The sequence below is a fragment of the Agrobacterium sp. CGMCC 11546 genome, assembly GCF_013365515.1.
GTDB classification, from domain to species: Bacteria; Pseudomonadota; Alphaproteobacteria; order Rhizobiales; family Rhizobiaceae; genus Agrobacterium; species Agrobacterium fabrum.
The window spans coordinates 652,501-666,916 of sequence record NZ_CP047388.1; the positions used below are offsets into that span (position 1 = coordinate 652,501).

Consider the following 14,416-nt stretch of genomic DNA (forward strand, 5'->3'; position numbering starts at 1 on the left):
GCGCTGCAATGTATTTGCCTTGACGTCGATGGATTTGACTCACGGCTTTGAAAGTTGCACATCTTCGCCTGAAGTTTCTGGAGAGCGCATGACCGACGGGGCACAGCTAGTATGACTGCGGATCGCAATGTGATCCGGTCGCTAGGGACGGAGCCGCCAATTCTGGCGGAAGGACGCCGTGCACCCGATCGTCGCGAAATTTCGCTCCGATGGCTCTCCGGTACGTTCCTGACCGGTATTACCTCTTCCATATTGATGGGTGTTGCGCTGTTTGCCGCTCTCGACGGCCGCCAGCAGCTTGCTATTCCCGCCGAGGCCTTCGCCAAGGCGGATATGGGCAACAATGCCACGGAAGCCGCACGTCGCGGCACGCGCCTCGTCGCGCCGAATATCGCGGCCCGGCCGTCCGACCGGTCGATCATGGAAGTTTCCACCGTCATCAATGAAGGCGACAAGGAAGTGGTCCGCAAGGTCCCCTTCTCTCACGTCAAGATTCCGCTGGCTTCCAATTACGCCAAGCAGGACGACTATCCCGCCTTCGACCCTCTGAATATCTTTGCAAGCAATGACGACAAGGATGCTCCCGCCCCGGCGGCGAGCCGGACAGGCACGATCTACGGTTCCGAGGTGGAGTCCGAAGTCAGTCTGAAAACCGTCGCCTTTCCCGTCCAGCATTCCAAATATGCCTTTGCCGGCTCCCTGAGCTTCGATGAGGTCGAGGAGGCGGTACGTTCCAACGGCTCGATCCTGACCGACGGTAACGAGCAGGTTGCGGCCCTTTATTACATCGACCCGCGCCGTTTCGATAATGATGAGGGTGACGTCGACATTACCGCAGGCCTCGCTGCCCGCGTCGTTGAACAGAACATGTCGGTTTCCACCCCGCAATCGCCGTCCGTGCCCGTCAAGGAATATGCCGACGACGTGATCCCTTCCCGCCAGACCGAGACGATCGAGGCCGCCCTGTTCGGCGCCGGTTATTCGAAGGCGCAGTCGTACGAGATTGCGAAGCTTCTGTCGCCGCAGATCCAGTCGGAGAATGTCGAAAGCGGCGATGTCCTGCGCGTCGGCATTATTCAGGAAGACGAAAAAAGCGACATCGTGCGCGTCAGCCTTTACCGCAAGGGCCGCCACATGGTCACCATGGCGATCGACGACCGCAAGAATTTCGTCAAGGCCAGCGAACCGCCGAAGCTCGACGCGGTGGCGACCGCCTTCGACAGCACACCGGCACCGGCCGCCGGCCGCGATCTGCCCAGCGTCTATGACGGGGTTTACCGTGCGGCTCTCGCTTATGGCATGAACCAGAGCATGGTCTCGCAGCTGATCAAGCTTCTCGCCAGCAGCGTCGATTTCCAGGCGCAGCTTAAACCGACCGATACGCTGGAAGCCTTCTTCTCGGTGGAGGATGCGGACGGCAAGGCGACGGACAAATCCGAACTGCTCTACGTCAACGCCAAGTTCGGCGACAACGAAACACGTTTTTACCGGTTCCAGAGCCCGGAAGATAACAGCGTCGATTATTTCGACGAGAACGGCAAGAGCATCCGGCAATTCCTGTTGCGCAACCCCGTTCCGAATGGCCGCATGACCTCCGGTTTCGGCATGCGTCGCCATCCCGTCCTGAAATTCAGCCGCATGCATACCGGTACAGACTGGGCGGCAGCCCGTGGCACGCCGATCATCGCGACCGGCAACGGCACCGTGGAAAAGGCCGGCTGGGCCTCCGGTTACGGCAACCAGACCTTGATCCGCCATGCCAATGGCTATGTATCCTCCTATAATCACCAGAGTGCGATCGCCAAGGGCGTCACCGAAGGTTCCAAGGTCCGGCAGGGTCAGGTGATCGGTTATGTCGGTTCGACCGGCCTTTCGACCGGTGCGCATCTGCATTACGAGCTGATCGTCAACGGCACCAAAGTGGATGCGATGAAGGTGCGCCTGCCGGGCGGCAAGTCGCTTTCCGGTGTGGCGCTGGCGCGTTTCTCCGACGAGAGAAAACGCATCGACAACCTGCTCAACATCGATGAAAAGCCCAATCAGGTGGCGAGCCGCTGATCGCCAGCGAATTCCAGACCGACAGTGTCGACCAAATGAAAAGGGCTCCGTTTCCGGAGCCCTTTCGTTTTATGCCGCATCGGCCGTTTCAGTCTCGGCCTCACCCTTGGCGGGCTTGACCTTGAACAGCAACCGGTCGGTGCCCGAGGTTACCTTGACCCGCGAACCATCGGGGATTTCGCCGCCGAGGATCATTTCCGCAAGCCGGTCCTGAACCGATTTCTGGATCACCCGCTTCAGCGGGCGCGCACCATAAGCCGGATCGTAACCCTTGTTGGCAAGCCAGTTGCGGGCATCCTCATCCAGTTCGAGCGTGATCTTGCGATCGGCCAGAAGAGAGACGAGGCGCTTCAGCTGGATTTCGACGATCGCACCCATTTCGTCACGCCGCAGGCGGTGGAACAGGATGATATCGTCGATACGGTTGAGGAATTCCGGCCGGAAATGCGACCGAACCCGCTCCATGACCAGTTCGCGAACCGAATCCACATCGTCGTTGTCGCCCATCTGCGTCATGAATTCCGAACCGAGGTTCGAGGTCATGATGATGATGGTGTTCTTGAAATCGACGGTGCGACCCTGGCCATCCGTCAGGCGGCCATCATCCAGCACCTGCAGCAGGACGTTGAAGACATCCGGATGCGCTTTTTCGATCTCGTCGAACAACACGACCTGATAAGGCCGGCGTCGAACCGCTTCCGTCAGGGCGCCGCCTTCTTCGTAGCCGACATAACCGGGAGGTGCACCGATCAGCCGGGCAACGGAGTGTTTCTCCATATATTCCGACATATCGAGGCGAACCATCGCGGTTTCGTCGTCGAACAGGAAGCGGGCGAGCGACTTGGTCAGCTCGGTCTTGCCCACGCCCGTCGGGCCGAGAAAGATGAACGAACCGATCGGCCGGTTGGGATCCTGCAGGCCGGCGCGCGAACGGCGAACCGCCTTGGACACAGCCTGAACGGCCTCACCCTGCCCGACAACGGACTTGGCAAGCTCGTCTTCCATACGCAACAGCTTTTCACGCTGGCCTTCCAGCATCTTGTCGACCGGAATGCCGGTCCAGCGGGAAACGACATGGGCGATATTATCAGGCGTCACCACTTCCTGCACCATCGAACCGGCACCGCTGCTGTCGCGGGCTTCCGCCGCAGCCAGTTCCTTTTCGAGGCCGGGAATAATGCCATAGGTCAACTCGCCGGCACGCTGGAACTGACCGTTGCGCTGGGCGATCGCCAGTTCGTTGCGGGCCTCGTCGAGCCGCTTTTTCAGATCAGCGGCATGGCCGAGCTTCTGCTTTTCCGCCTGCCAGCGGGCCGTCAGCGCATCTGCCTTTTCTTCCGTATCGGCCAGTTCATCCTCGAGCTTCTTCAAACGATCGACGGAGGATTGGTCCGTTTCCTGCTTCAGGGCTTCGCGCTCAATCTTCAGCTGGATGATGCGACGATCCAGTTCGTCCAGCTCTTCCGGCTTGGAATCCACCTGCATGCGAAGACGCGAGGCGGCCTCGTCCATCAGGTCGATTGCCTTGTCCGGCAGAAACCGGTCGGTGATGTAACGGTTGGAAAGCGTCGCAGCCGCAACCAGGGCCGAATCCGAGATGCGGACCTTGTGGTGCTGCTCGTATTTTTCTTTCAGACCGCGCAGAATCGAGATCGTATCTTCGACGTTCGGTTCATCCACCAGAACGGGCTGGAAACGGCGGGCAAGGGCTGGATCCTTCTCCACATGCTTGCGATATTCATCGAGCGTGGTGGCGCCGACGCAGTGCAGCTCACCGCGGGCAAGCGCGGGCTTCAGCAGATTGGACGCATCCATTGCGCCATCGGCCTTGCCGGCGCCGACCAGCGTGTGCATCTCATCGATGAACAGGATGATGCCGCCATTTTCAGCCTCCACCTCGTTCAGAACCGCCTTCAGGCGCTCTTCGAACTCACCGCGATATTTCGCACCGGCGATCAGCGCGCCCATGTCGAGCGCCATCAGCTTCTTGTCCTTCAGGCTCTCCGGCACGTCGCCATTGACGATGCGCAACGCAAGGCCTTCGGCAATCGCCGTTTTACCGACGCCCGGTTCACCGATCAGCACGGGATTGTTCTTGGTACGGCGCGACAGGACCTGAATGGTGCGACGAATTTCGTCGTCACGACCGATGACAGGGTCGAGTCTACCCTCGCGGGCTTCCTCCGTCAGGTCGCGCGCATATTTCTTCAGCGCGTCAAAGCCCTGTTCGGCGTTGGCGCTATCGGCCGTGCGGCCCTTGCGAATATCGTTGATGACCTGATTGAGTGCCTGTGCGGTCGCACCCGCCTTTTTCAGGGAAGCCGAGGTGGAAGCCGAGCTTTCGATCGCAAGCGCCTGCAGAAGACGCTCGACGGTCACGAAACTGTCGCCAGCCTTCTTGGCAAGGTCTTCTGCGGTCGAAAATACCTTGGCGAGTGGAGCCGTCAGCGAAAGGCCGCCATTGCCGCCGGAAACCTTGGGCAATTTCGCAAGCGCCGCGTCATTGGCAAGACGCGCTTCCTTGGCGTCGCCGCCCGCACGCTCGATCAGCGATGCGGCCATGCCCTGCTCATCATCAAGCAGAACTTTCAGAACATGTTCGGGCGAGAACTGCTGATGGTTTTCGGCAAGCGCAAAGGTTTGCGCAGATTGCAGAAAACCGCGAACGCGCTCGGAGTATTTATCAATATTCATAGTCGAACCTCCATAGACCGGCCCGCCCGCTTTCGGCACGGCTCCGGGTGTTAGGGTTGAGGCTCCCTCAAAGGCAAGCCCCGCTACGACAGCCGTGTTCAAAGGATTTCACGATCGTCGCCTCTCGATGGTCGGTCGCCGGCGAATGCGGTTTCCGTCCATCCTGCACGAATATGGGAGGCATTTTCATGGGTTTAAAGGGGCGAAAATCCACTGCGCGGGAAATTTTCGCCTGACTTGACCGGCATCAATTCCGCCCTGCGATCAGACTTGGACGGCGACCGGTCTCACACCCATCGCCAAAAACAAAAAAACTCCGGCAAGCCGGAGTTTTTCAATCGCAGAGCTTGTTTGATGACGCTGCTTATTCAGCAGCATTCTCAAGCGTCGTTGCTGCAGCATCTTCACCAGCCGGTGCTTCTTCACCGTCGGCACCTTCCGTAGCGGCGGTGCGACGCGGACGACGCGGACGCGGACCGGTTGCCCGACGCGTCTTGGGTGCTGCGGCCGGTGCTTCCACCTGCTGCTGCTCTTCCTCGACGGCCACTTCCATGGGCGTACCTTCGATGACGGGCTGTGGCGCCTGGCTGGCGTCGTAGACCGGCGGCTGCTGGTCAGTGGCCACCTGCGGCTGGCGCGGCTGACGCTCCTGCCGTTCGCGGCGTTCGGGACGCTCACGACGCTCCTGGCGTGGCTCGTTCCGCTCAGTACGTTCCTGGCGTTCCGGCTGCTGCGCGCGCTCGACCTGTTCGGCCTGCTGCTGCGGTGCAACGAAGTTATCGTCGCCGTCGTTCATATCCATCTCGTCGCCATCGGCGGCATTGTACTCGCCGCGGTCGTCGCGCTGGAAGCGTTCCTGCATCTGGGCCTGAGTCGACGCGATGATGCGGTTGTAATGTTCAGCGTGCTGCAGATAGTTCTCAGCGATCACGCGGTCGCCGGAACTCTGCGCGTCGCGCGCCAGGGCCGTGTATTTTTCCGCTATGTGCTGGGCTGTGCCACGGATTTTAACATCGGGGCCGGAGCTGTCATAAGTCCTGGTGAGCGGGTTACCGCCCTTGCGGTTAAAGTTGTTGTTGTTACCGCCACCATTGTTATTGTTGTTGCTTCCACGCCCCCGGCCGCGCTTGTTCTGCTGTCCTGGCCTCATCAATTGCTCACCTGAATTCTGTTTTGCTGACAATCTGATTATTTTCATGCAATTCCGGGCGGAAAACCGCTGGAAATTTTTCCTGAAATTGCTGCACCACGCGCCCTGCTGAAGATAACCCCAGACAAGACCTCGCGTATGACGACCGGTCGCGCAAAATGCTGCAACGAGCCACCTGCGAACAAAGTTTACTGATTCACATGCCGGAAACGCCCAGCCTTCAGGGCTCTAAAAGAACCCGCTTCGGGACTGAGACCCATACCCTGACGAATCTAAATTCGTCCTCAGCCACCCGGCATGTGGGCGCAAACTATCCCGCTTCCCGCGGAAATCCAAGCCTTTTCTTTTGCTGTGCAAAATATCCTTGCAAAAAATCCGCAGACATATCGCGAAAAACTATCTCCGGAAGGTCAAAACTCTGTCGTTACCGCCATAATCCTTCACGGCATCCAGAAGAGAGAAGCCGTGGGAAGCAAATATAGCGGAAACATCAAGCCTTTGATCGAAACCGATCTCCACACCGACAATGCCGTTTTCCACAAGAAAGCGGCCTGCGTCGGCAGCGATGAGGCGGTACGGTGCAAGGCCGTCCTGACCTCCGTCCAGCGCGGCCATCGGATCGTGGTTACGAACCTCTTGGCCGAGCGTTGCGACGATATCAGTTCTTATATAGGGCGGATTCGACACAATTATGTCAAAGCGACCAGAGATTTTTTCAAACCAGTTACTGCGAATGGTTTCGAAGCGTGAACCGAGACCATTCCTGGCAGCGTTTTTAGCAGCCGTTTCCAGTGCATCGGCTGAAATATCACTGCCGATACCGGACGCCTGCGCACATTCCTTTAAAAGCGCCAGGCAGATCGCACCCGTTCCCGTGCCCAAATCCAGAATGCGGGCGCTGCCCTTTCGGGAAACCGCCTCTTTTAACGCCGGCAACAGCGTATCGACGAGAACCTCTGTGTCCGGGCGCGGTTCGAGCGTTTCCTTCGAGAGAAGAAGATCAAGGCCATGAAACTCGCGGTGGCCGAGAATGCGATGCACGGGTTCACCCTCAGCCCGCCTTTCGATCATAGCCGCAATACGAGCGCTTTCGTCCTGCGTGACCGGATGCTCAGGTTTCATCACGAAATCTGTCAGTGAGAAACCGGTGACATCAGCAATCAGCAGGCGGGCATCAACGAGCGGATCGGCGACACCAGCCGCCTGCAGCCGTTTGCGGGCGGCGATAAGCTCTGCCGAAACCGTTGCGTCACCGCCGCCGCTCAAAGCTGTTGTTCGCCAAGTTGCGCCAGCTGGCCGGCCTGATAATCGGCGATCAGCGCATCCACAAGTTCATCGATCTCACCTTCGATCACGCGATCGAGCTTATAGAGCGTGAGATTGATGCGGTGATCGGTAACACGGCCCTGCGGAAAATTATAAGTGCGGATACGTTCGGAACGGTCGCCGGAACCGACCTGGCTCTTGCGGTCGGCCGAGCGTTCGCTGTCCACCTTCTGACGCTCGATGTCATAAAGACGCGAGCGCAGGACCTGCATGGCCTTGGCGCGGTTCTGATGCTGCGATTTCTCCGAGCTGGTGACGATCAGGCCCGTCGGAAGATGGGTGATGCGAACGGCGGAGTCGGTGGTGTTGACGTGCTGGCCCCCTGCGCCCGAAGCACGCATCGTGTCGATGCGGATGTCTTCCGGGCGGATTTCAACGTCGATGTCCTCCGCTTCCGGAAGCACCGCGACGGTGGCGGCCGACGTGTGAATGCGACCGCTCGCTTCCGTTTGCGGCACACGTTGCACACGGTGCACGCCGGATTCGAATTTCAGCTTGGAGAACACCCCACGCCCGGTGATCGTGGCGATGATTTCCTTGTAACCGCCCGCTTCGCCTTCGCTGGCGGAAAGCACTTCCACCTTCCAGCCCTTGGTCGCAGCGAAGCGCTCATACATGCGGAACAGATCGCCGGCGAAAAGAGCTGCCTCGGACCCGCCGGTGCCGGCGCGAATTTCAAGGATCGCGCTTTTTTCATCCGCCGCATCCTTGGGGAGCAGCAGGACCTGCATGTCCTTTTCAAGCTCACGGATGCGCGTCTCGACCTCCGGCAACTCCATTTCCGCCAGATCGCGCATGTCCCTGTCGGTGGTTTTGTCGGCAAGCAACGCTTCCAGATCGGCGGCCTCGGAAATGGCTTTCTCGTAGTCGCGGATTTTCTTCACAACCGGCTCGAGTTCGGAATATTCCGAAGCCAGCTTCACATAGACATCCGCTGCCGGGCCGGCCGACATACGCGCTTCGATCTCGCCGAAACGTCGTTCCAACTCGCGCATTTTTTCGACGGGAAGCTTCGCCACCAGTCACTCCAATAATGAAACAGGTCGTTTTAAATGGGAATGGAATGCGTCGCGGCAAAGCGTAACAACACCTCGCGCGCACTTTCCAGCGAATTGTGATCGTCCAGCGCCGCGTTCAGCTCTTCGGCAAGGTTGGCGGCATCGAGCCCGAGCAGCATCGCCTTGACCGGACCGATCGCCGTCGGAGACATAGAAACCGAGCGGAAACCAAGGCCGATCAACGCCATGGCCGAAAGTGGCTTGCTTGCCATTTCGCCGCAAAGCGTGACGGCGGTGTGGTGTTTCTCACCGGCGCGCACGATATCGCGCAGAATGCGCAGGAACGGCTTGCCGAGATTGTCAAAACGATCCGACACCCGTGCATTGCCGCGATCGACCGCCATCGAGAACTGGAACAGGTCGTTCGAACCGACGGAAACGAAATCCACCTCCTGCATCAGCTCATCGAGCTGCCACATCAGGGACGGCACTTCCAGCATCGCGCCGAATTGCAGCTTTTTCGGCAGCGCGTGGCTGAACTTCGACAGATGCTGCACTTCTTTCTGCAACAGGTCGCGCGCGGCGCGGATTTCGGACACTTCCGTCACCATCGGCAACATCATGCGCAGTTCAGCACCTGAAGCGGCACGCAACAGCGCGCGCATCTGCGTGCGCATCAGGCCCGGACGATCAAGTGACAGGCGGATCGCCCGCCAGCCGAGTGCCGGGTTTTCCTCTTCCTGGCCGCGCATATAGGAGACGACCTTGTCGCCGCCGATATCCAGCGTGCGGAAGGTAACGCTCTTGCCCTTGGCCTGCCGCAGAACGGAGCGGTAGAAAGCTTCCTGCTCCTCGCCCTTCGGCATATTGGAGGCGATCATGAATTGCAGCTCGGTGCGGAACAGGCCAATGCCATCGGCGCCGGATTCCTCCAGCTGCGGCAGGTCAACCAGCAGGCCCGCATTCATCTTCAGATTGACCTTCTGGCCATCCTTGGTGATCGGCTCGACATTGCGCAGCGCGCGGAACTGTTCCTGGCGCTTGGCGCGCAGGCGAACTTTTTCCTCATAGGCGCGCTGCAAATCCGACATCGGGCGCAAATGCACCTGGCCGTCATCGCCATCGATGATGATCGGATCGTTATTTTCGGCAAGTGCGACGATGCCGGTCGCCTGCCCGATGATCGGGATACCCATGGCGCGCGCGACAATGACGACGTGGCTCGTCACCGCGCCGTCTTCGAGCACCAGTCCGCGCAACTTCTCACGCGGATAATCCAGCAGTTCGGCAGCCCCCATGGCGCGGGCAAGCACGATGGCATCGAGCGGAAAATCCTGCGCGGGATTATGACCGCCGAAACCGATCAACTGGCGCAGCAGCCGGTTGGCGAGATCGTCGAAATCATGCATGCGCTCGCGCAGATAGGGATCGGTCAGGCGCATCATGCGCGCCTTGGTGTCGCTCTGCACCTTCTCGACCGCGGCTTCCGCCGTCAGGCCGTTGCGGATCGCCTCTTCCATGCGCCGCACCCAACCCTGATCGTGGGCGAACATGCGGTAGGTTTCCAGAACTTCGCGATGTTCGCCTTCCGTAGGCACGTCGCGGCGTTGCAACATGTCGTCGATGGAGAGCCGCAGCGAACCTATCGCATCGGCAAGACGCCGGATTTCCGTATCCGCATCCTCGTTCAGAAGATTGGTGACGACGATTCGGGGATCATGCAGCACGACATGACCAAGGCCGATGCCTTCGCCGTAGGCATCGCCATCGATGGACACGGCGCGCGTCAGGTCGAGTTCCACGCCGGGGCGGGTGATCTTCTTCAATTCACCGCTCGCCACTATTTCAGCGATGAGCATCGCAGTTGTCTCGAGCGCTTCAACCTCATCCTCCCGGTATGTTCGGCTGGCCTTGTTCTGGACCACAAGAACGCCAAGAGTGCGACCGGAGCGCAAAATCGGCACGCCGAGGAAGGAATGATAAATTTCCTCACCGGTTTCAGGAAGATAGCGGAACGCGGGATGCGCCTGCGCATCGGAAAGATTGAGCGGCTGGGCGGAAGCGGCAATGGTGCCGACAAGACCCTGCCCCATTTTCAGCTGGGCAAGATGCACGGCATCCTTGTTGAGACCTTCCGTGGCATAAAGCTCCAGCACGCTGTCGGAGCGCAGCACATAGACCGAGCAAACCTCCGCAACCATGTTGCTGGCTATCTGACGGACGATCTGGTCCAGACGCTCCTGCGGCTCAAGGTGCTCCGCCATCATTTCGCGCAGCCGCTTGAGCAGGACGCGCGGACCTGCGGAAAGATCTCTCATCGCGTTTGCTCCCCGACGCTTCCGATCCGAATGTCATAATATTCGAGAATCAAAACGTCATTTAAAAATTTATAGCGCGAGAAGCGCGTCCCGCAAGGGACACGCTTTCATGAAACGCCACATCGGAAGAACGCAACTCCGAAGAATCGGAGCATCGGGAACCGATGTCTCGGGTTCAAGCCTTATCGAGACCGTAAGCGGAATGCAAAGTGCGAACCGCAAGTTCGGCATAGGCGCCGTCGATCAGGATCGAAATTTTGATCTCGGAAGTGGTGATCGCCTTGATGTTGATGTTCTTCTCGGCCAGCGCCTTGAACGCGCTGGCGGCAACGCCGGCGTGGCTGCGCATGCCGATACCGATGACCGAAACCTTGGCGAGGCCCGTTTCGTTCTGCGCGACGTCGAAGCCGATCTGGCCCTTGTTCTCGTCCAGAACGCGCAGAGCCTTGGCAACGTCGCCCGAAGGAACTGTGAAGGTCATGTCGGTGCGCGAACCATCTTCGGAGATGTTCTGCACGATCATGTCGACGTTGATATGCGCTTCGGCGAGCGGTCCGAAAATCGCGGCGGAGACGCCCGGACGGTCGGCGACGCGACGCAGCGAAATCTGTGCTTCATCCTTGGCATAGGCGATGCCGGTTACGACTTCCTGTTCCACGATTTCATCCTCGTCACAAATCAAAGTACCGGGCGGGTTGATGAGGTCGCCCATGCCCGGCGCATCGGGATCCTCGAAACTGGAGCGAACGAAGGTGCGCACCTTGTGTACCATGGCAAGCTCGACCGAGCGAACCTGCAGAACCTTCGCACCGAGAGACGCCATTTCGAGCATTTCCTCGAAGGCGATCTTCTTCATGCGGCGAGCCTTGGGCTCGATGCGCGGATCGGTGGTGTAGACGCCGTCGACATCGGTATAGATGTCGCAACGATCCGCCTTGACGGCAGCGGCGATGGCGACAGCCGACGTATCCGAGCCGCCGCGGCCGAGCGTCGCGATGCGATTATCCGGGCCAATGCCCTGGAAACCGGCAACCACGGCAACCTGCCCCTCACCCATGCGATGAACGATATCCGAACCGTCGATCTCGAGAATGCGGGCGGCGCCATGCGCATTGTCGGTGCGGATCGGGATCTGCCAGCCCTGCCAGGAGCGTGCGTTGATGCCCATGGATTGCAGGGTGATTGCCAGAAGGCCAGAGGTCACCTGCTCGCCGGAGGCGACAACCGCGTCATATTCGCGCGCATCATAAAAGGAGGCGGCATTGGTGCCGGCCACCTTCGCAGCATTCTGCACCCAGTCCACCAGCTCATTGGTTTTGCCGGACATGGCGGAAACGACTACGGCCACTTCATGGCCGGCATCCACTTCGCGTTTCACATGCCGTGCGACATTGTGAATGCGTTCGAGGTTCGCGACGGACGTGCCGCCGAATTTCATGACAATGCGAGCCATAGCCTTGACCAGTACCATCCCATTTTCCCGCCGGCTCCTTCAGGAAAACGGACGGACAAGAACAAACCCAGTCGGCCCTTTCTTTAAAAAGAGCCTCAAGTTGCGGGTCTCTTAGCGAAAAGGAGGGGGGCACGCAATGCCGTTTATGAACCATGCGGTACGCCTTTTAGGCCGCCTTCAAGACGGAGGAAGACACCGCAGAACCGTTAACAGGATAAAACACCCGTAAAAGAGCGTACCGCGGTGCACTGTACAAACGGGCCTATTCGCAGTATGAGCGCGGCAATGCAACCGGCCAGATGGCCGAAATGGCCCGTATCGGCTGCCCCGGAGACATTAGGACCTATTGGTTTCGGGCGGATGCGGGCAGCTTCATATCCGAAAGACGGTAGATGACAGACACCCAGGGTATCGCCCCGGCGATCGCGCAGGCGTTGGAAAAACGCGGCTACAAAGACTTGACCCCCGTACAGCAAGCCATGCTTGCGCCCGAACTTGCCAACAAGGACGCGCTGGTTTCCGCGCAGACCGGCTCCGGCAAGACGGTTGCCTTCGGCATAGCGCTTGCGACCACGCTGCTGTCGGAAAATACCCGCTTCGGTCAGGCTTCCGCACCGCTGGCGCTGGCAATCGCACCCACCCGCGAACTCGCCATGCAGGTCAAGCGCGAGCTGGAATGGCTTTATGAATTCGCCGGCGTCTCCATCGCATCCTGCGTCGGCGGCATGGATATCCGCAACGAGCGCCGGGCGCTGGAGCGCGGCGCCCATATCGTCGTCGGCACGCCTGGTCGCCTGTGCGACCATATCAAGCGCAATGCACTCGATCTATCGTCGATCCGCGCCGTGGTGCTTGACGAGGCCGACGAGATGCTCGATCTCGGCTTCCGCGAAGATCTGGAATTCATTCTGGAAGAATCACCCGACGATCGCCGCACGCTGATGTTCTCGGCCACCGTGCCGCGCAGCATCGCCAAGCTGGCCGAAAGCTACCAGAAGAATGCGGTGCGCATCGCCACCGCTTCCGAACAGAAGCAGCATGTCGATATCGAATATCGCGCGCTTCTGGTGTCGCCTTCCGATCGCGAGAACGCCATCATCAACGCGCTGCGCTTTTACGAAGCCCGCAACGCCATCGTCTTCTGCTCCACCCGTGCCGCCGTCAACCATCTGACTGCCCGGTTGAACAATCGCGGCTTCTCCGTTGTAGCTCTCTCCGGCGAACTGACGCAGAACGAGCGCACACATGCCCTGCAGGCCATGCGTGACGGACGCGCCCGCGTTTGCGTGGCCACCGACGTAGCCGCCCGCGGTATCGACCTGCCGGGTCTGGAACTCGTCATCCATGCCGACCTGCCGACCAATTCCGAAACGCTTCTGCACCGTTCAGGCCGTACCGGTCGTGCCGGCCAAAAGGGCGTCAGCGCCATCGTGGTACCGGTCAGTCAGCGCCGGAAGGCCGAGCGCCTGCTTGAGGGCGCCAAGGTCAGCGCCGCATGGGTGCGCCCGCCTTCAGTAGAAGAGATTGTGGAGCGCGATGGCGCCCGCCTTCTGGCCGACCCGACGCTCAGCGAAGCGGTAACAGATGACGAACGCGATTTCGTCAACAAGCTGCTTGAACAGCACGGCGCGGAAAAAGTCGCCGCCGCCTTTGTGCGCCTTTATCATTCGGGACGTTCGGCACCGGAAGACATTTTCGAAGTCGCGCTCGACAACACTCGCAAGCCCCGTCGCGACAGCTTCGAAACAACCGAAAACAACGCGCCGCGCCGCGACCGCTCCGATTTCTCCGACAGCGCATGGTTCTCGCTGTCCGTTGGCCGAAAGCAAAGCGCCGAGCCGCGCTGGCTTATCCCGATGCTGTGCCGCTTCGGCAAGATCACCCGCCAGGATATCGGCGCGATCCGCATGCAGCAGACGGAAACCTTCGTGGAACTTGCGGCCGACGCCGTCGACCGTTTTACCTCCGCCATCGGCAAGGACATGATGCTCGAAAAGGGCATTCGCCTGAAGCAGATGGAAGGCAAGCCGGAAATGACCGGCAACGCCCGTGAAGACACAAGGCCCGCCACAGCGCAGCGCAAATTCACGAAATCCGACAATGCGGGCGCTCCCCGAGACGACCGCAAGGCTGACGACAAGCCCTGGAAAAAGAAAAAAGCCTTCGGCGACAAGCCGAAATACGAAGGCAAGAAGGACAAGCCTTTCGAGAAGCGTGGGCCGAAGCCGACGAAAGGCTGAGATCACTCTGCCACTGACGACGACGGGGCGTACCTGCTCTCAACATCATCCTCGGGCTTGTCCCGAGGATCTTTTACCTATTGGTTTTTCAACGGGATTGTATCCTCGGCACAGGGCCGAGGATGAGGTGGCGTAGCTGGTTAGACTCCTCTTTCCATCGACTGGCATTACGCCCGTTT

The 14,416-nt window shown here is 59.6% G+C and carries 8 protein-coding genes; 2 read left to right on the top strand and 6 right to left on the bottom strand.

The window, feature by feature from the left end; all coding sequences use genetic code 11:
- The first annotated feature begins 111 nt into the window (after positions 1-111).
- Positions 112-2,058 (top strand): M23 family metallopeptidase, encoded by a 1,947-nt coding sequence (locus tag GSF67_RS17805; protein ID WP_006313945.1) that lies wholly within the window; start codon positions 112-114, stop codon positions 2,056-2,058.
- A gap of 69 nt (positions 2,059-2,127) precedes the next feature.
- Here GSF67_RS17805 and clpB read toward each other — a convergent pair whose 3' ends face one another.
- The 6 genes from clpB to GSF67_RS17835 all read right to left on the bottom strand — a co-directional run bounded on the left by clpB (position 2,128) and on the right by GSF67_RS17835 (position 11,997).
- A complete protein-coding gene (gene clpB, locus GSF67_RS17810) occupies positions 2,128-4,752 on the bottom strand; it encodes an ATP-dependent chaperone ClpB (protein ID WP_006313943.1) in 2,625 nt (874 codons plus the stop codon).
- 364 nt (positions 4,753-5,116) lie between these two features.
- Positions 5,117-5,902, bottom strand: coding sequence for a DUF4167 domain-containing protein (locus tag GSF67_RS17815; RefSeq protein WP_176072057.1), 786 nt, complete (start codon positions 5,900-5,902; stop codon positions 5,117-5,119).
- A 396-nt stretch (positions 5,903-6,298) separates the two neighbouring features.
- Positions 6,299-7,168 (bottom strand): peptide chain release factor N(5)-glutamine methyltransferase, encoded by an 870-nt coding sequence (gene prmC / locus GSF67_RS17820; protein WP_006313938.1) that lies wholly within the window; start codon positions 7,166-7,168, stop codon positions 6,299-6,301.
- Positions 7,165-8,247 (bottom strand): peptide chain release factor 1, encoded by a 1,083-nt coding sequence (prfA, locus tag GSF67_RS17825; RefSeq protein WP_006313937.1) that lies wholly within the window; start codon positions 8,245-8,247, stop codon positions 7,165-7,167. The genes prmC and prfA overlap by 4 nt, the downstream gene beginning before the upstream one ends.
- Positions 8,248-8,276: 29 nt before the next feature.
- On the bottom strand, positions 8,277-10,544 hold the full coding sequence (ptsP, locus tag GSF67_RS17830) for a phosphoenolpyruvate--protein phosphotransferase (protein ID WP_006313936.1): 2,268 nt from the start codon (positions 10,542-10,544) through the stop codon (positions 8,277-8,279).
- Between the two features lie 175 nt (positions 10,545-10,719).
- On the bottom strand, positions 10,720-11,997 hold the full coding sequence (locus GSF67_RS17835; protein WP_010973614.1) for an aspartate kinase: 1,278 nt from the start codon (positions 11,995-11,997) through the stop codon (positions 10,720-10,722).
- Positions 11,998-12,389: 392 nt separating this feature from the next.
- Between GSF67_RS17835 and GSF67_RS17840 the strand changes: the two genes are divergently transcribed.
- Complete coding sequence (locus GSF67_RS17840) at positions 12,390-14,237, top strand: DEAD/DEAH box helicase (protein WP_006313934.1); 1,848 nt, start codon at positions 12,390-12,392, stop codon at positions 14,235-14,237.
- Positions 14,238-14,416 lie beyond the last annotated feature (179 nt).